General features: G+C 64.2%; 16 protein-coding genes. 14 read left to right on the forward strand and 2 right to left on the reverse strand.

Annotation, left to right across the window (positions count from 1 at the left end; translation table 11 throughout):
* Positions 1–4 precede the first annotated feature (4 nt).
* The 10 genes from VT84_RS34195 to VT84_RS34240 all read left to right on the forward strand — a co-directional run bounded on the left by VT84_RS34195 (position 5) and on the right by VT84_RS34240 (position 10,338).
* Positions 5–1,690 carry an ArnT family glycosyltransferase gene (locus tag VT84_RS34195; protein ID WP_157470156.1) on the forward strand — a complete coding sequence of 562 codons (1,686 nt, stop codon included), beginning with the start codon at positions 5–7 and terminating at the stop codon, positions 1,688–1,690.
* A 39-nt stretch (positions 1,691–1,729) separates the two neighbouring features.
* The gene (xseA, locus tag VT84_RS34200; protein ID WP_082842701.1) at positions 1,730–3,013 is read left to right on the forward strand and encodes an exodeoxyribonuclease VII large subunit; all 1,284 of its coding nucleotides are present in this window, start codon (positions 1,730–1,732) and stop codon (positions 3,011–3,013) included.
* Positions 3,014–3,082: 69 nt separating this feature from the next.
* Entirely contained in the window at positions 3,083–3,403 is a 321-nt protein-coding gene (locus VT84_RS34205) for an exodeoxyribonuclease VII small subunit (protein WP_052550692.1), read from the forward strand.
* 116 nt (positions 3,404–3,519) lie between these two features.
* Entirely contained in the window at positions 3,520–4,434 is a 915-nt protein-coding gene (locus tag VT84_RS34210; protein ID WP_082842702.1) for a polyprenyl synthetase family protein, read from the forward strand.
* A gap of 79 nt (positions 4,435–4,513) precedes the next feature.
* The gene (gene dxs / locus VT84_RS34215) at positions 4,514–6,427 is read left to right on the forward strand and encodes a 1-deoxy-D-xylulose-5-phosphate synthase (protein WP_052550687.1); all 1,914 of its coding nucleotides are present in this window, start codon (positions 4,514–4,516) and stop codon (positions 6,425–6,427) included.
* 271 nt (positions 6,428–6,698) lie between these two features.
* Positions 6,699–7,184 (forward strand): hypothetical protein, encoded by a 486-nt coding sequence (locus VT84_RS34220; protein WP_052550685.1) that lies wholly within the window; start codon positions 6,699–6,701, stop codon positions 7,182–7,184.
* A gap of 300 nt (positions 7,185–7,484) precedes the next feature.
* Positions 7,485–7,793 (forward strand): Asp-tRNA(Asn)/Glu-tRNA(Gln) amidotransferase subunit GatC, encoded by a 309-nt coding sequence (gatC, locus tag VT84_RS34225; protein ID WP_052550683.1) that lies wholly within the window; start codon positions 7,485–7,487, stop codon positions 7,791–7,793.
* Positions 7,794–7,878: 85 nt separating this feature from the next.
* Positions 7,879–9,342: an Asp-tRNA(Asn)/Glu-tRNA(Gln) amidotransferase subunit GatA gene (gene gatA, locus VT84_RS34230; RefSeq protein WP_052550681.1), complete on the forward strand. Its 1,464-nt coding sequence runs from the start codon at positions 7,879–7,881 to the stop codon at positions 9,340–9,342.
* Between the two features lie 9 nt (positions 9,343–9,351).
* Positions 9,352–9,948, forward strand: a complete 597-nt coding sequence (locus tag VT84_RS34235) for a Uma2 family endonuclease (RefSeq protein ID WP_082842703.1) — start codon at positions 9,352–9,354, stop codon at positions 9,946–9,948.
* A gap of 93 nt (positions 9,949–10,041) precedes the next feature.
* Positions 10,042–10,338, forward strand: a complete 297-nt coding sequence (locus VT84_RS34240) for a hypothetical protein (RefSeq protein ID WP_082842704.1) — start codon at positions 10,042–10,044, stop codon at positions 10,336–10,338.
* Between the two features lie 114 nt (positions 10,339–10,452).
* Here the strand turns inward: VT84_RS34240 and VT84_RS34245 are convergent, their stop codons facing one another.
* Positions 10,453–11,883, reverse strand: a complete 1,431-nt coding sequence (locus VT84_RS34245) for a C45 family autoproteolytic acyltransferase/hydolase (protein WP_162271945.1) — start codon at positions 11,881–11,883, stop codon at positions 10,453–10,455.
* Between the two features lie 302 nt (positions 11,884–12,185).
* Here VT84_RS34245 and VT84_RS34250 point away from each other — a divergent pair, with 302 nt between their 5' ends.
* Positions 12,186–12,818, forward strand: coding sequence for an ArsI/CadI family heavy metal resistance metalloenzyme (locus tag VT84_RS34250; RefSeq protein WP_082842706.1), 633 nt, complete (start codon positions 12,186–12,188; stop codon positions 12,816–12,818).
* Positions 12,815–13,810, forward strand: coding sequence for a hypothetical protein (locus tag VT84_RS34255; protein ID WP_052550670.1), 996 nt, complete (start codon positions 12,815–12,817; stop codon positions 13,808–13,810). The genes VT84_RS34250 and VT84_RS34255 overlap by 4 nt, the downstream gene beginning before the upstream one ends.
* 7 nt (positions 13,811–13,817) lie before the next feature.
* On the opposite strand, the gene VT84_RS34260 is transcribed toward VT84_RS34255, so the two are convergent.
* Positions 13,818–14,597, reverse strand: coding sequence for a DUF547 domain-containing protein (locus tag VT84_RS34260; protein ID WP_162271946.1), 780 nt, complete (start codon positions 14,595–14,597; stop codon positions 13,818–13,820).
* An 89-nt stretch (positions 14,598–14,686) separates the two neighbouring features.
* On the opposite strand from VT84_RS34260, the gene VT84_RS34265 reads away from it, so the two are divergent.
* Complete coding sequence (locus tag VT84_RS34265; protein WP_082842708.1) at positions 14,687–15,298, forward strand: CDP-alcohol phosphatidyltransferase family protein; 612 nt, start codon at positions 14,687–14,689, stop codon at positions 15,296–15,298.
* 126 nt (positions 15,299–15,424) lie between these two features.
* Positions 15,425–16,384 carry a DUF1559 domain-containing protein gene (locus VT84_RS34270; protein WP_052550664.1) on the forward strand — a complete coding sequence of 320 codons (960 nt, stop codon included), beginning with the start codon at positions 15,425–15,427 and terminating at the stop codon, positions 16,382–16,384.
* Positions 16,385–16,386 lie beyond the last annotated feature (2 nt).

Here is a 16,386-nt window from a genome sequence, read left to right on the forward strand (position 1 = left end):
ACCGGTGCTCGTCGCGGGGTGGTGTGCGTTCCTGTTCCTATACGGCGCCGCGGCCGGTCCCGTTTACCGCACCGAATCTCTGCGAGCGATTATTGGCCGATCGTGTCTCGAAGGGCACTGGCTCTATCCCGTTCTGTACGGCGAACCGTTCCTCACGAAACCGCCCGGTCATTACGTCGCGATCGGACTGTGCAGCCTTCCGTTCGGCGAAGTGACCGCCGCGAGCGCCCGACTGCCGTCGGTATTGGCCGCGACACTCGCGGTCGTACTCATACACGGCATGTTTCGGCGCGTTCTGGGCGAGCGAGCGGCGTTACTCGTGGCTGTCCTGTTACCGTGCTCGGTGCTGTGGCTCGATAAGGTGCCGAGCGCGGAAATCGACATGACGCTCGTGGGCTGGGTGACGGCCGCGATCGTGCTGCTTCATCGTGCGCTGGAATCCCATGAGCGTGAGTCGCTGTGGTTTACGGTCGTAGCACTGCTCTGCGTCGTGGGGGGGACGCTCACGAAGTGGACCGCGCCCGCGTTCTTTTACCTCACCGTGATTCCGCTACTCGCGTGGCGCCGGCAACTCGCGTTTCTGTGGAGTTGGCGGCACCTGCTTGCGGTGTCGGTCGCGTGTGCGGCATGCGCGCTGTGGGCCGCTGCGGTAGTGCAAGAAGTCGGCTGGGACGCGCTCGCCGATACGATTCGCAAGGAAGCCGCGTACCGCTTCGCGCCGAAGGCGAGCAAAGGCTACCCGTGGACCGACGTCGCAACGTACCCGCTCGCCGTGTTCGCCGCGCACTTGCCCGTGTCCGCGTTCGCGCTGATCACGTTCCGGCGCAGTTTCTGGGCACAGTGGGACGCACGCGGAAAGCTCCTGCTCCAGTTCCTACACTGCTGGACCTGGCCGAACCTGCTGTTCTGGACGCTCGTGCCGAACCACAACGTCCGCTACGCGCTCCCCATGAGCGCGGGGTTGATGGGGCTGGGTGTGATGGGGCTGATTGCGTGGCTGAAGCGACCGAGCCGCCTTGAAGTGAAGGGGGAGGAAAGGCAACCTAACCCCCTAACCCCCTTCCCTAAGAAGGAAGGGGGAACAAAACCATCAGCGGTTTTAAGCCCCTCTCCCCTTGGGGGAGGGGTTGGGGAGGGGTCACAGCCACAACCTACCCCCCCATCCCCCCTCCCTGAAGGGAAGGGGGAGAAAGAACGGTCGCCGGGCGCGGGCTCAATCTCAGTGGTTTCGCGCGCCTGTTCCCCCTTCCCTCCAGGGAGGGGGGCCGGGGAGGTAGGTTCTTCCGACCGCCCCTCTCTGCAACCTTTCCCCCTTTCCTTCAGGAGAGAGAGGTTCTTGTTGGCCTTCCTCCTGTGTTGGGTCGTTGCGAAGGTCGTGTTCGTCGAAGTGGTGATCCCGCAGCGCACGGCCGGCCGCAATGCGGAAGCCACCGGTGCAGCGCTGCGTGAGCACGCCCCAATCGGCGAACCGCTGTTCGTGCTCAAGCTCAAGGACGAGGGCGTCATGTTCTATTACGCCCGGCCCGCGTCGCGTCTGACGGACGTGCGGGCGTTACCACCGGGCGCGTTCGCGGTGCTCATCCGGCAGGAGTGGGAAGATCGGGCTGCTTTCGGTCACCTGGAATTGGTATCGTGTATGAACGATCAGCAGGGTGACCCGATTTACCTTGTGCGCAACTCCCTGAAGTGATCGGAAAGCAATTCTGCCGCGCCGGGCCGCGAGGAACGAATGAGCGCTGTCCCAAAAACTGCCGTTCAGCCGCTCTCGGTGTCGCAGCTCACGGCACAAGTGCGCGGAACACTGGAAGCCAAGTTCCTCTCTGTCTGGGTCGCGGGGGAAGTGTCGAACTTCACGCGGGCCGCGAGCGGGCACTGGTACTTCACTCTCAAGGACGCGAACGCCCAGATCAAGACGGTCGCCTTCCGCGGGATCAACCTGCGCCTGCGGTTCGACCCACGCGACGGCATGGAGATCATCGCACGCGGTCGGCTCACGGTGTACGACCCGCGCGGCGAGTACCAGTTCATCGTCGAAGAGTTGCAGCCGAAGGGCGTCGGCGCTGCGGAACTCGCGCTGCGTCAACTCAAGGAAAAGTTGCTCGCGAAGGGGTACTTCAGCCCGGCCCGCAAGCGCGCCCTTCCGCGCCCGCCGCGCCGCGTGGGGTTGGTCGCCAGTGCGACAGGTGCCGCGATACGCGACATGATCGAAGTGTTCGCGCAGCGGTGGCCGTTTACGGAACTGATCGTGCGCCCGTCTCGGGTCCAGGGTGAGGGGGCCGCACACGACATCTCGCTCGCGGTGCGGCAACTGAACTGGTTGCACCGGAACAACAAGCTCTCGTTCGACGCGATCATCCTCGGGCGCGGGGGCGGTAGTGCGGAAGACTTGTGGGCGTTCAACGAGGAAGCCGTCGCGGACGCGATCTTCCACTCGAACGTGCCCGTCATTTCCGCGGTGGGCCACGAGATCGACGTCACGGTGGCCGACCTCGTCGCCGATCACCGGGCCGAAACGCCGACGGCCGCAGTTGTTGCGCTCACCCCCGATCGACAGGAGCTGCTCGCCGCGTTGCGCGACTTGCGCACCCGAATGGGCGACGCCGTCGAGCGCCGGATCAGGTTCGGCAAGCAGCACCTCGACCAGATCGCGTCGCGCCCCGCGTTTCGGTTACCGCTCCAGCGCATCGAGAACCTCGGGCAGCGGTTAGATGACACAAGTGAGCGTCTCGCACGCGCTACCCGCCAGAAGCTCGTTCAGGTACGAGAGAAGCTCGCCGCCCTTTCCGCCCAACTGGAAACACTCAGCCCCTTGCAGGTTCTCGCCCGTGGTTATAGTCTGACGCACACGAACGACGGCCAACTCGTTCGCGACGCGGGCGCCCTGCGCCCCGGCGACCTGCTCGTCACGCGGGTCGCCACCGGAGTTATCCGGTCCCTCGTCACCGACGCCCAAGGCACGGAACACGAACGCTCGACGGCTCACGGCGAACCGGCACCGCGCGGTGCCGGGTAAGTTTCGCCCCACTCGCGGGCGAAGCTCGCCGCCACGGACGGCCCCTCGCTCCACGCACGGGACGCGCACATGCCCGACCCATCCCCGGCCGCACCGCTGCGCTTCGAGGAAGCGCTCGCCGAACTCGACGGCATCCTGCGCGAACTGGAAGACGGCACCACCACGCTCGAAGACGCGCTCGCTCGCTACGAGCGCGGGGTGGCGCTCCTGCGCCAGTGTTACGGCCAGCTCCGCGACGCCGAGCAAAAGGTGAAACTGCTCGCGGGCGTCAGCGAAGAAGGTGGGGCCGAGTTGAAGCCGTTCGACCACGTCGCCTCCATCGAAACCGCGAAGGCCGCTGTGCGCAAACCCGCCCCCAAGTCCGCACGCGACCCGGGAATATCCGAATGACGCCGGGATCAATTACAGACGACGTTCAAAGTCGCCTAGCTTTGCAACGTAAAGTTGATAACATTGCATCTTCCTCCGGAACGGACCGTGGGTCCGCGTCGGCGGGCGACCGGTTAATGGCCGATCTGAAATCGCGCCAGGACCGAGTGGATCAGGCCCTCCGCGCCGCGCTCCGGGACGTCACGCGGGACGCGCCGCCGGCTCTGGCCGAGGCGATGGCGTACAGCCTGTTCTCGCCCGGCAAGCGGCTCCGACCCCTCTTGGTGGCGCTCGCGTGCGAGGCGACCGGGGGCTCGCTGGAGTTGGCGTTGCCATCGGCGTGTGCGGTGGAGATGATTCACACGTACTCGCTGATCCACGACGATCTGCCGGCGATGGACGACGACGACCTGCGACGCGGACAGCCGACGTGCCACAAGAAATTCGGCGAGGCGCTGGCCATCCTCGCGGGCGACGCGCTCCTGACGGGCGCGTTCGAGGTGATCGCAGTGGGTTACCCCGCGCGCACGGCTGCGGTTAGTTGTGTAGAGCTGGCCCGCGGCTCCGGAGCGGTGGGGATGGTCGGCGGTCAGACGCTCGATCTGGAAGCCGAAGGGCGATTGTCGGGGGCGACTCCCGCCCCCACGGAAAAAGATCGAGGGGTCGATCACCTCGAAAACATTCACCGCCGCAAGACCGGGGCGCTGTTCCGCTCGTCACTGCGGCTCGGGGTGTTCGCGGCGCAGGCCGAACGGCCCGCGGGGGCCGATCCGAAGGCGCTGAAAGCGGCCGACGACTTCGCCGCGGCGTTCGGGCTGGCGTTCCAAGTAACGGACGACCTGCTCGACGTTGAAAGTACGGCCGACAAAACAGGCAAGCGAGTGGGCAAAGACGCCGCTCGCGGCAAACTGACCTACCCGGGGCTCCTTGGAGTTGAGGAGTCCCGGCGCCGGGCGGGTGAACTGGGCCAACAAGCGGTGGCGGCGGCCGAACAACTCGGTAGCGCGCTGCTCGCGGACCTGGCCCGGTACGTGGTTCAGAGGGACCGGTAGGCCGCGACCACTCATTCGAGCGGGTTCACGACCTCCACCCACCGCCCGAAACAGGCGGGGTTCGCCCAAGGGGAACGACATGACAAACTTACTTCCGCAGATCAAGTCCCCGGCCGACATGCAGAAGCTCTCGGACGAGCAACTGCAGACCCTCTCCCACGAGATCCGCGACGAGCTGATCCGGGTGCTCACCAACCGCCCGGCACACTTCGCCAGTAACCTCGGCGTGGTCGAATTGTGCCTGGCCCTGCACCTCTCCTTCGATTTCTCGAAGGACAAGGACCGGCTCATCTGGGACACGGGCCACCAGATCTACCCGCAGAAGCTCATCACCGGGCGCTACGAGCAGTTCCACACGATCCGCACGAAGGGCGGGTTGATGGGGTTCCCGCACCCCGGCGAGAGCGAGTACGACCTGTTCATGACCGGGCACGCGGGGTGCAGCGTGTCGACCGCCTCCGGCCTCAAGGCCGGCGACGAGCTGATGGGCCGCAAAGACAACCACGCGGTCGCGGTCATCGGCGACGGCGCGTTCCCGTCGGGGATCGTGTTCGAGGCGCTCAACAACATCGGCGGGATGAAGCAGAACACGCTGGTCATCCTCAACGACAACAAGATGAGCATCTGCCCCCGCACCGGCGGGCTGGCACAGTACTTCGACCAGTGCCGCATGACCGGGTTGTACCAGGGGAGCAAGCGCAAGCTGAACCAGCTCCTCAACAACATCCCGGTAATAGGGGGTATGGCCCACTCCGCCCTGGAGCAGTTCCGCGACGGACTGAAGGCGTTCTTCAAAGACGGCATGCTGTTCGAGGAACTCGGGTTCCGGTACTTCGGCCCGGTGGACGGGCACGACCTCCCGGGGCTGCGGAAGATCCTCCGCGACCTGAAGTCGCAAGAAGGCCCAATCCTGCTGCACGTGTTCACGAACAAGGGGCACGGCGTCCCGCAAGCGGCGGAAGACCCGGTCACCTACCACACGCCCCCGGTGTTCGAGCAGGTCGGGCCGAACCGGGCCATCGTGTCCTTCAAGAAGGGCGGGGCGAAAGGGTACACGGACGCGATCAGTTTCGCGCTGCACCAAGCGATGCAGGACGACCCGACGATCGCGGTGATGACGGCCGCGATGTGCCAGGGGAACAAGCTCGAAAAGGTGCGCGAGGACTTCCCGCAGCGCTTCTACGACGTGGGGATCTGCGAGAGCCACGCGGTCGCGTTCGCCGCGGGCATGGCGAAGGCCGGCGCCAACGCCGTAGTGGACATCTACAGCACGTTCCTCCAGCGCAGCTTCGACCAGATCTTCCAGGAAGTGTGCCTCCAGAACCTGCACGTCACGTTCCTCATGGACCGGGCCGGGCTGACCGGGCCGGACGGCCCGACGCACCACGGCGTGTTCGACGTGCCGTACATGCGGCTGTTCCCGAACATGGTGAGCATGGCCCCGGGCGACGAGACCGACGTCCAGCCGATGCTGAAGTTCGCGCTCAAGCACACCGGGCCGATCTCCGTCCGCTACCCGAAGGCGAACTTGGAGAAGGTCGAGCGCACGGAAGCCCCCACGCCGATCGAACTCGGCAAGGCGGAAGTCATCGATTGGGGCGAGGACGGGTGCTTCGTCGCGTTCGGCACGCTGCTGTCCAACTGCACCGCCGCCGCGAAGAAGCTGAAGGCCAAGGGCATCCACATGGGCGTCATCAACGCCCGGTTCGTGAAGCCGCTCGACAAGGAAACCATCCTGCGAGCGGTCGAAACGCTCCCGCTCGTGGTGACGGTCGAGGAGGGGACCATTGAGGGCGGGTTCGGCTCCGCGGTACTGGAAGCCGCGAACGCTGCTGGACTCGACGCCCGGAACGTGGTGCGCCGCGGCATCCCCGACAAGTTCATCGAACACGGCGAGCGCAACGAACTGCTCGCGGACATCGGGCTGAGCGTGGACGCCCTGGTGGAACTGGTGCTCACGAGCCGCTCGGCCGAAGTCGCCAAGTGCGGGTAGTGAGCCGCCCACAGGTGAACCCCGCCCGCAAGGGCGGCGGGTAATCCGCCGACAGCCAACAACTCCACCCGCTCGTTGTCACTCGCGGTTCGCCTGAGTCGTATGGCGAACCGCGAGTGACAACGAGCGGGTGGAGTTTCTTACGAAAAATCGTCTTAATACTTACAAGGGCAATGCATACAGTTGTGTGCATCGCGTGTCCGCGCGGTCCCGTATACGCAGCCTGTTGGCCGGACAGGTAAATTGGGTTGTTCGGCGGAGGAGTGCAGCAATGGTGATCTGGACCCGGTGGGGAATCCTCGGACTCCTCATCCCAACAGTGCTTATCGTGATCGCGATCGGCGGGGCGGAAGCAGTTGCCAAACAGCGCGCGATACGAGCGCTAAGCGCGGAGCGAAAAGCCGTCAAACAAACCCAGAACGATACTGACGACGCGGAGACGCCCCCGCCAGAGGAAGATCCCGAGGAAGTGAAGGCGACCGAACTCAAACGAGTCGCAGCGCGCGCACAAGAGCGCGCGAAGGCGACCAAACGGGCCAACGATGTCGGGTACTTGATCGGTGGCTTGGTATCGGCCGTAGTTCTCTGGCCGCTCGGGCGCTGGATGAACAAAAGCGAGACTCGCACCCTCGCGGACCTGCAAAGCGGGGAACTCGTTCAGGCTCAGTTCGGCGGCGGGCACACGATGTTTTTTATTCCACTCGAATATTGGGGGTTCATCTGGGCCGTAATTGGGATGGTCAAGTGCCTCAAGTAGCTCCAAAGATTAAGCGGGCCTTCGGCGCGACAAGACGTCGGAGGACCGCCCAAGCACCGTCCACTGCGCCGGCACGATATTTAACTCGGGTCAGTGAGTGCGCCCGGTAGCGTGTCGCAAATAGGCTGTACTGAACCCCCGCGACCTTGATCCCAGCGCTAACGACCCCACCCTTGCAGTTAGATTTCACTTGCGGGCGGGATTCACCTACAAGCCCCGAACTCGTAGCCGGGGTTGACCGTCCATTCTGGTGCCATTCACCTATAATCACGACATCTTAGCGCACACTAGGGCGAAGCAATGTCGCTTTCGATTGAACAGGTTGCGAAGGTCGCGAAGCTGGCGCGCCTCGAAATGTCCGAAGCGGACCTCCTGCGGATGCAAAAGCAACTCTCCGCAATTCTCGATTACGTCGACCAACTGAACCAACTGAACACCGACGGCGTCGAACCGCTCGCGCACCCGCTGCCGGTGCAGAACGTGTTCCGCCCCGACGAACCGGTCCCGTCACTCCCCGTCGAGGCCGCGCTCCAAAACGCGCCGAGCAAGGTCGGCGAATACTTCGGCGTCCCGGCGGTCTTCGACACCGACGAACCCGTGAGCCACTAAGCGGTCGTTCCGCCGCACGCAGCCCGAACTCACCGAACCAATGCTTCACCGGCCGGCTCATCCCGGCCGCTCGCCAGGACACATCATGAGTCTCATTGAGAAGACCGCGGCCGAACTCGTTGCCCTTCAGAACGCGGGGCAGGCAAGCGCGCTGGAAATCGCAGATGCGTTCCTCGCCGCGTCCGCCGTGCGCGAGCCGAAACTCAAGTCGTTCATGCTCCCGCCCGACCCGGACGCGGTGCGCACCCACGCCAAGGCCATCGACGCGAAGCGCGCGGCGAAGGCCCCGCTGGGCAAGCTCGCCGGTGTGCCCGTGGCGGTCAAAGACGTGCTCTGCACGAAGGGCGTTCGCACCACCTGTTCGAGCAAGATCCTGGAACACTTCGTTCCGCCCTATGACGCGCACACCGTTGAGCGCCTGCACGCCGAAGACGCGATCGTCTTCGGCAAGACGAACATGGACGAGTTCGCGATGGGTTCGTCCACGGAGAATAGCGCGTACCAGGTGACCCGGAACCCGTGGGACACGGACCGCATTCCCGGTGGGTCGTCCGGGGGCAGCGCGGCGTGCGTCGCCGGGTGCCAAGCGCCGGTATCGCTGGGTACCGACACCGGCGGCTCGATCCGGCAGCCCGCAGCGCTGTGCGGCATCGTCGGGATGAAGCCGACCTACGGCCGCGTGTCGCGGTACGGGCTGATCGCGTTCGCGAGTTCGCTCGATCAGGTCGGGCCGTTCACGCACGACGTGACCGACTGCGCCCTCATGATGGAAGCGATCGCGGGCCACGACGGGCGCGACAGCACCAGCGTGAACGAGCCGGTGCCCGCGTACACGAAGACCGTCAACGACCCGGTGAAGGGGTTGCGCATCGGCGTCCCGAAAGAATTCTTCGGCCAGGGCTTGGACCCGGAGATCGAAGCCTCCGTGCGGGCCGCGCTCGACGAGTACAAGAAACTGGGCGCAACACTCGTGGACGTGTCGCTGCCGCACAGCCCCTACGCGCTGGCCGCGTATTACATCGTGGCGCCGGCGGAAGCGTCGAGCAACCTCGCGCGCTTCGACGGGATGCACTATGGGCACCGCACCGCGAAGAAGGGCGACCTCATCGCGACGTACTCGAAGTCGCGCGGCGAGGGTTTTGGCCCGGAAGTGCAGCGCCGCATCATCCTCGGCACCTACGTGCTGAGCAGCGGGTACAAGGACGCTTACTACGTGAAGGCGCTGAAGGTGCGGCGGCTCGTGAAGAAGGATTTCGACGAGGCGTTCGCGTCGTGCGACGTGGTGATGGGGCCGACCACCCCGACGGCCGCGTTCAAGGCGGGCGAGAAGTCGGACGACCCGCTCGCGCTGTACCTGTCGGACGTTTACACCGTGTCGTGTAACCTCGCGGGGATTCCCGGCCTGAGCATGCCCTGCGGCTTCACCAAGACGGGGCTTCCCATCGGCTTGCAACTGCTCGGCGCCCCGTTCGCGGAAGAGAAACTGCTCCGCATCGCGCGCATGTACGAGGCCGCAACCGACTGGCACACGAAGCGCCCGAAGGTGTAGAATCGAGACATGAATACCGCAACCCTGCCGGTCCCCGGTCCGATTCACAGCGGTACTCGGTTGCTGACCATTGCCGACGTTGCTGCGCTGCCGCGGCACCTGCCGTCGGGCGACGTGCGTTACGAGCTCCATGGTGGAAGGCTGATTATTATGTCGCCCCCCGGAGCGAGTCACGGTCGTCGGCAGGCCCGGTTCGCTCGCTACCTCGTGTCCGAAGGCGAAGAGCGCGGACACGGGGAAGCATTTGCAGAAGTCGCAGTCATTCTTCGCCGGTACCCCGATCACCTCGTTGGGCCTGACGCGGCATTTGTGACAACGGCTCAGTTTCCCGTCCGAACTTCTCCGGAAGGGTACTTGGTGACGGTTCCAGAACTGGTCGTTGAGGTACGCAGCAAAAACGACACGCAGCCGGAAATCGACGAGAAGGTCAACGATTATCTGGCCGCCGGGGTACTCCTCGTGTGGGTCGCTGATCCGGGCGCCCGCACCGTTACAGCCCATCAACCGGGCCAAGCGCCCGTTGTCTTCACAGCAACCGACACTCTGACCGCACTTCCCGTTATCCCAGGTTTTGCTGTGCTTGTGGGCGATCTCCTGCCCGTATGACGCTTGGGTGTGTTGTCTCTCACTTTCTCGCGTGCGATAATCCTTCTGCGCCGGGGACCGGCCCCAGCGCCACTCACCACTGCGAGTTCTCCCATGCGCACCGCGTTGCGTTCGTTCGCCCTGTTTGCCGTCGTCGCGGCACTGATCGCGTCGACCGGGTTCTCTCCCGCACCGGCGGCCCTTCAGAAGAAGACCGAGGAAGTCGGCACGATCGAGGTTTACAAGGCGAAGGACGGCTGGCGGTTCCGCATCAAGAACACCGAGGGTAAGTCGGTCGCGATCGGCACCGTCGGCTACGAGAAGAAAGAAGAGGCGATGAAGGAGGTCGAATTCCTCAAAGCGACATTCGCGAGAGGAAAGGTAGTCGAAGTGAAAGAAGAGAAGAAGTAACCCGCTTCGTGTAGTCAGAAGATCATAAAGTCGCAGGTCGTAAGGTCGAGGACACCAAATAAGGATGTCTTCGACCTTACGACCTGCGACTTTATGATCTTCTGGCGCAAACCGTTAAGGTTTGCCGACGGTAAGCACCGTCCACGGGTGCGGTTCGAGCGTCATGATTTCCGGGTGGTCGCGCTTCTGCTCGTCGGTCGGCTTCCACGGCTTGCCGTGCGGCGGGCCGTACATCGCGTGCGTGGCCAGCTTCTTTGCCATGTCCGCGGTGGCGTACTTCGCGTCCAGTGACGAGTCCTGGGCCAGCGTTTCGTTCGTGAACGCGACCTTCGCCGCCGCCGCATCGATCTTCCCCGCGAACTCCTTGTAGAACTTCAACCACGCCTTGTCGCGCTCGTCAGGTTCCCACTCGGTTCGCTCGGGGCGCTCGTCGGGCTCCGCGGGCAATGCTTCGAGGCGCACGGCCAGATCCTTCGCATTGTTGTTGCCCCAATAGAAGCCCTTTGTCTCTCCGAACCACTCCTCTTTGGAACTGCGCCACAACTTCGTGGCCTTCGTGCCGAGTTCAAACATCGCGATCTCGTTCGTCTTCAGATCGCCGATGAGCCACTCGTTCGCGTACAGCCCGTTGTTCTTCTCGGAGAGCGCCTTCACGACCGCGTCGATGCTGTCGCCGTACTGGATCGCCTTGCGCGCGCGGCTCGTCAGCGCCATGCCCGTCGCATCGAACGGGGACTGGCTGATCGTCGTTTCGCACAGCACGATGCCGGCGTCGTTGATGTAATAATCCTGGCTCGACCACACGCCGCCCGGGAACGCCTGCATCACGAACCGGTGCCCCTTCTTCGGCACCACGTCGATCCACACGTTGACGAACGGGGCACTGTTAAGACCCGACATCGTAATGTGCCCGAACACGATCTTCCCATCAGCCGTTGCCGGACCGGTCGCGATGAACGCCGAGCAGTGGTCTTTTTTCGTCGGCCGCGGCGCGGGGGCTTTCGGCAGTCCCGGGCGCGGGAACACTTTGTCTTCCAGACCGGTGGGCATCGTGTTGAGCGCGGAATCGAGCGATTCGAGTTCCATCCAGGAATTCAGCACGACAATATCGAGCAGATCGATGTCGCGCTCATCGTAACTCGCGCCGGCGTCGGTTGCGCCCTCCGCGATCCCCTTCATCTCTTCGAGAACCTCGCGATCGATCTTGCGGAGAAACAGCGCGTTCGCGAGTTGGCGGGCGGCCTTCCACCCGTCGGCGGGGGCCTTCGCGCTACGATCGGTCGCGATCATCCGAATGAACGCGGCGATCTCTTTCGAGAGCAAGCGGCCCTGCTGGTACCCGCGGGTGTACGGCTCGCCCTCGACGTGTAGCACCACCCACCCGGCTTGCGGGTAGCGGTAGCCGTCGCCGTAGCGGACGACGTCCTTGGCTTCGGGCTTGTGTGCGGCGGGGATCTCGACCGCAGCGGGCGGGGCCGAGATAGTGGGAGAGGTGACAAAAAGAGAGGAGAGGATGAGTGGAAGGAATAGAGCAAGGCGACGCATGAACGGAAGCCTCATCGTTTGGAAGGGCAGCGCTAGAACGCATCCAGCATCGCACATCGGGGGGCGAGTGGAAATGGCGAATCAGCACGATCCCGCGCGCATGTGGCCACCCACAGGGTTCCCGCCTTGTGTGTACACGACATCCTGTGTCCCTCATGTGCTTGTAAGCGCGCCGAGGGGAGCGGGGAATACTGCTTGTTGTCGGGTCGGGGGTGGGTAATATCTTAACACCAAGGCACGCCTTAATAGAGCCGAACCGCTCACCGATCCCGACGCACGTCCGAACCGCACGCGGAGTTTCCATGAGCGCTACAGCACCAGCCGCGAATCGCACCCCGGAAGCGGCCACCGCGGTGGTCAAGTTCCATGCGTCGCTGAACGTTTCCGATCTCGCGCGGTCGGTCGAGTTCTACACCGCGCTGTTCGGTACGAAGCCGGTGAAGGTGTACGCGGATTACGTCAAATTCGAGGTCGACGTTCCGCCGCTCGTGCTGTCGCTGAAGCCCAAGCGGGCGTGTGTCGGCGGGCCGCTCAATCACCTCGGGCTTCGTGTGGTCACCGTCGAACAACTGCGGGCGATCCAGGAGCGGTTGAAGGCGGTCGGGGCACAGATGGGCCAGCAGGACGACGTGAAGTGCTGCTACGCGCACCAGACGAAGATCTGGGTGACGGACCCGGATCAGACGATGTGGGAAGTGTACGTGCTGCACGACGACGTGCCGAATTGGGGCGAAAAGGACAAGAAGCTCAAGCTCCTCGTCCCGCCGTTCAAGGCGCTCGGGCTGTGGGGCTCGATCCGCCGCGGGTGGAACAACAAGTTCGGCCGGAAGGCATCCGCCGCTGACGGCGCGGCTTCGATCGCCGAACACGCCGAACCGGTCACGGCCCCTACCCCTGTAAGCGCGGACGCCTGCACGAGCGTCGCCGCCAAATGACCGCGAACCGGCCGCAACTCGGCCGTGCCGAACCCACTACGGTTCCCGCCCGCCGGCACCGCGACGGCATCGGGTACTGGTTCGGCATCCCGTTCCGTTGGCTCTACCAGATGGGGCACAACGGTCTGGGTATCGTGCGCGTCCTCGATATCACCCAACTCCGCCCGATGAAGCACGGGCTCGTCGGTCCCGATCACCCGTGGGTAACCGGCATCAACCCGGCCACCGGGCAGTACATCTGGCACGATAACGTCATCTTCCGCTCGCCGCGCGGCCCGAACGAAGACGGGCTTCCAATCGACGACTTCGTCGTCACGAAAACGGGGCAGTTCCTCGCGTACCGCGTGGGGCTGTCGACAGGTTCGGAAGAACTCCCGATCGGTCCGCGGCGCCGGATGCCGCACGGCATTAGTTACATCCACGGCACCAGTCATTACAACAGCGGCCAGCTCATTTTCACGGACTTCCCGGACGCGATTTCCTTTTTCAGCGACAAAAAGTTCAAGCGCGAGATCTACCGCTTCGTGCGCGAAGAGCGCCGGGAAGTGCTGATCCTGTTCCGCAACCGCGAGTACCGCCCGCGCGACTACGCCTACTTCGTGTGCTGCCTGCGAACGATCTTCCCGTGGTTCTGCAACGCGAACGGCCCGAAGGGGAAGGTGCTGTGGGGCAACTCCGCACCGTACCCCGCCGCAAACCTGATTACCGGCCACTGGGCCGACGACGTGTACGCGGTCAAAAAAGACGGCGGGGCCGAGGCCGTGGTGCGCCCGGCCATCGAGAAGGGGCAGTACTTCCAGGGCGAGTACGGCGGCGGACGGCGGTTCGTGCGCTGGCCGGAGAAGGCCCTCGCCTGGGTAACGTACTGGCGCATCCGGATGCGCGGCGGAAAGGGCGGGCTGTTCTTCGTGAACCGCCAGAAAGCATATGCGGACCACCTCGAACGGCTGAAGAAGGTCGGCGTGGCCGAAGAGCCCATCGCGCGGATGTGAGCGCGGGCTATTCGCTCTGCTGGTCGTTCAGCTTCCAGTCGTAGGGCAAAAACTCCACTCGGGTTTGCGCTGGGTCAATCTGATCGCGGGCCGCGTCGGGGAGGAACTTCCGTATCGCGGTCAGGAGATCAGCGGACGCGGAGGTGAAGTCGGGTCCGTACCACTTGAACAACTTGGAGAGCGAAACCACCTGCTTTTCGGAATCGATACGAACGGCGTCCGGGCGCGCGAAGAACTCGCGGGCACTCGCTTCCAGCTCGTGCTGAACGGTGTCGCCGGTGAAGGCCCGCGGGCGCAGGGCCGGGCAACTGTTGGACGCACACACGAGCGCGAAGTGAACCCGCGGGTCGCTCAGCAGTCGCAGAACGCCGTGCTCGATTTCGGAGAGCGAAAACGTGCGGTCGCCGATGTGCAGCCGGAGGTTCTTCCAGATGTTGAACCCGAACACGCGGCCGGTGTGGTTCCGGATGCTCGTGGTCGGGTACACGCGGAGAACGCCCGCGAGCGTGAGTGCGTTGTAGACGTTGATCCAGAACGCGAGGGCGGACTCGTGCGGAGCGGGGCCGTCGATGTCGGCCCGACCGACCGCGGTAAGGTAATCGTGGAGTGCGCGCAAGTCCGCGTCGCTCGCCTTCCAGTCCGCGTAGGCCACGCGCCCGTTGCTGTCCACGAACTTGGCGAGGAGCGCATCGAACGGGCCGTGGTCCACCTCCGCGAGCGGAACGCGGTTCTCGCGGGGGCACGGTTCTCCGATGAACACGGTCGGGGCGAATAGCGGGAACGGCACACAGCACCTCACTCGCGGCGAAGAGACAGCATACCTCCACTACCCGACACCGACGAGCGCCCGAGCGCGGGCCACACACGAGAGCGCGAATGTTCGACGCCCGACTGCGCCGGCTGATTGATGATCCCCTGGACCGACTGGCCGCGGTGATGGCCCGGTGCGGGCTGAGTGCGAACGTTGTGACCGTGACGGGGTTCGCGTTCGGCGCGGCGGCGTGTGCGGCGCTGGCGTTTTGCCAATACGAAGCGGCGCTCGCGCTGATCGCGTTGAACCGCGTGGCAGACGGACTCGACGGCGCACTGGCTCGGCGCCTCGGTCCGACCGATCTCGGCGGGTACCTCGATATCGCGCTCGATTTCCTGTTCTATTCGGGCGTGCCGTTCTTCTTCGCCGTCGGTCGGCCGGAGTTCGCGCTACCGGCGTGCTTTCTCGTGTTCAGTTTCGTGGGCACGGGCAGTTCGTTCCTGGCGTTCTCCGCGTTCGCGGCCAAACGCGGCATCACCACGGAGGCGCGCGGGAAGAAGGCGATTTATTACCTCGGCGGATTAACTGAGGGCGCCGAGACGATCGCGGTGTTCGTACTGGTGTGCCTGTTCCCGGACCGGTTCGCGTGGTTCGCGTGGATCTTCGGCGGAATGTGCTGGCTCACCACCGCGACGCGCATTGCGTCAGCGGTCGAAGCCTTTCGCGCAACAAAGTAACACTAGGGCAGGTGTCGTGAATTTCCTGAAAGGTCGTTGACTCGGAGTGGTAGTCTCCGCAACATAGTGATTCTACGGCAGACATAAATGCTTTTCCGCCAGCTTGCTCTTCACCCGGGAGATCCCATGACCCGTCATCGCGGGTTTACGCTCATTGAATTGCTCGTCGTGATCGCGATCATCGCGATTCTCATCGGACTGCTCCTCCCCGCGGTCCAAAAAGTGCGAGAGGCTGCCGCACGCATGAGCAGCCAGAACAACCTGAAACAACTCGGACTGGCGTTCGCGAACTACGAGAGCTCGTACAACCACTACCCCAACGGGGGCGGGTACGATAACCCGAACACCAATAACACCGACCCGCTCTGCTCCACCGGCTTCCCCGGTGGGTCCAGCTACGTCCCGCGTTGGGGCAAGCCGAACCGGGCCGGTAAGTACCAACTCGGCTCCGCGTTCTACTCGCTCCTGCCGTATGTCGAGCAAGATGCGCTGTTCAAAGATCCGCTGGCGTGCTACCGAACGCCCGTGAAGACCTACTACATGCCCTCGCGTCGCGCTCCGACGGCCCAAACGGTGCCTGCAACGGACTCGGTCAACATCGGGTACACGTACTACGACGCCGGTCTGGGAGCCAGCGCGCGGTCGGACTACGCGGCCAACGACCAGGTGTTCTGTACGACCTACGGAACGAATTGGGGCAAGGTCTCGACCGTGGCGAGCGTCACCGACGGGCTGTCGAACACGTTGTTCATCGGCGAGAAGGCGATGAATCCGCAATCCTACAACGCCGGCACTTGGTATTGGGACGAGCCTTACGTCATGGGCGGTACCGGTGGCACCGGGCGCTGCGGGGACGGTATCTATCAGGACCAGACGCTGATTAACTTCCCGACCCGGCCGGAAGAGCGGGGCTGGACGGAGGGCTCCGAGTATTGCGGCGGAGGGACGTGGGGCTCGCCCAGTCCGGCGGGGGCACAATTCGTGTTCGGCGACGGGAGCGTTCGCACGGTTAATTACAGTATCACGAACGCCGTCCTGCGGTTGTTGATTCGTCAGGCCGACGGTCAAGTCATCCCCCAATACTGATT

Origin of the sequence: Gemmata sp. SH-PL17, from assembly GCF_001610855.1 — a bacterium.
GTDB lineage: Bacteria > Planctomycetota > Planctomycetia > Gemmatales > Gemmataceae > Gemmata > Gemmata massiliana.

Bases quoted from the DNA above. Each gene is read 5' to 3' on its own strand.
- xseA (WP_082842701.1), top strand. From the start codon at position 1,730: ATGAGCGCTGTCCCAAAAACTGCCGTTCAGCCGCTCTCGGTGTCGCAG.
- VT84_RS34240 (WP_082842704.1), top strand. From the start codon at position 10,042: ATGCGCACCGCGTTGCGTTCGTTCGCCCTGTTTGCCGTCGTCGCGGCA.
- gatA (WP_052550681.1), top strand. From the start codon at position 7,879: ATGAGTCTCATTGAGAAGACCGCGGCCGAACTCGTTGCCCTTCAGAAC.
- VT84_RS34265 (WP_082842708.1), top strand. From the start codon at position 14,687: ATGTTCGACGCCCGACTGCGCCGGCTGATTGATGATCCCCTGGACCGA.
- VT84_RS34245 (WP_162271945.1), bottom strand. From the start codon at position 11,883: ATGCGTCGCCTTGCTCTATTCCTTCCACTCATCCTCTCCTCTCTTTTT.
- dxs (WP_052550687.1), top strand. From the start codon at position 4,514: ATGACAAACTTACTTCCGCAGATCAAGTCCCCGGCCGACATGCAGAAG.
- VT84_RS34235 (WP_082842703.1), top strand. From the start codon at position 9,352: ATGAATACCGCAACCCTGCCGGTCCCCGGTCCGATTCACAGCGGTACT.
- VT84_RS34220 (WP_052550685.1), top strand. From the start codon at position 6,699: ATGGTGATCTGGACCCGGTGGGGAATCCTCGGACTCCTCATCCCAACA.
- VT84_RS34210 (WP_082842702.1), top strand. From the start codon at position 3,520: ATGGCCGATCTGAAATCGCGCCAGGACCGAGTGGATCAGGCCCTCCGC.
- gatC (WP_052550683.1), top strand. From the start codon at position 7,485: ATGTCGCTTTCGATTGAACAGGTTGCGAAGGTCGCGAAGCTGGCGCGC.
- VT84_RS34205 (WP_052550692.1), top strand. From the start codon at position 3,083: ATGCCCGACCCATCCCCGGCCGCACCGCTGCGCTTCGAGGAAGCGCTC.
- VT84_RS34270 (WP_052550664.1), top strand. From the start codon at position 15,425: ATGACCCGTCATCGCGGGTTTACGCTCATTGAATTGCTCGTCGTGATC.
- VT84_RS34250 (WP_082842706.1), top strand. From the start codon at position 12,186: ATGAGCGCTACAGCACCAGCCGCGAATCGCACCCCGGAAGCGGCCACC.
- VT84_RS34255 (WP_052550670.1), top strand. From the start codon at position 12,815: ATGACCGCGAACCGGCCGCAACTCGGCCGTGCCGAACCCACTACGGTT.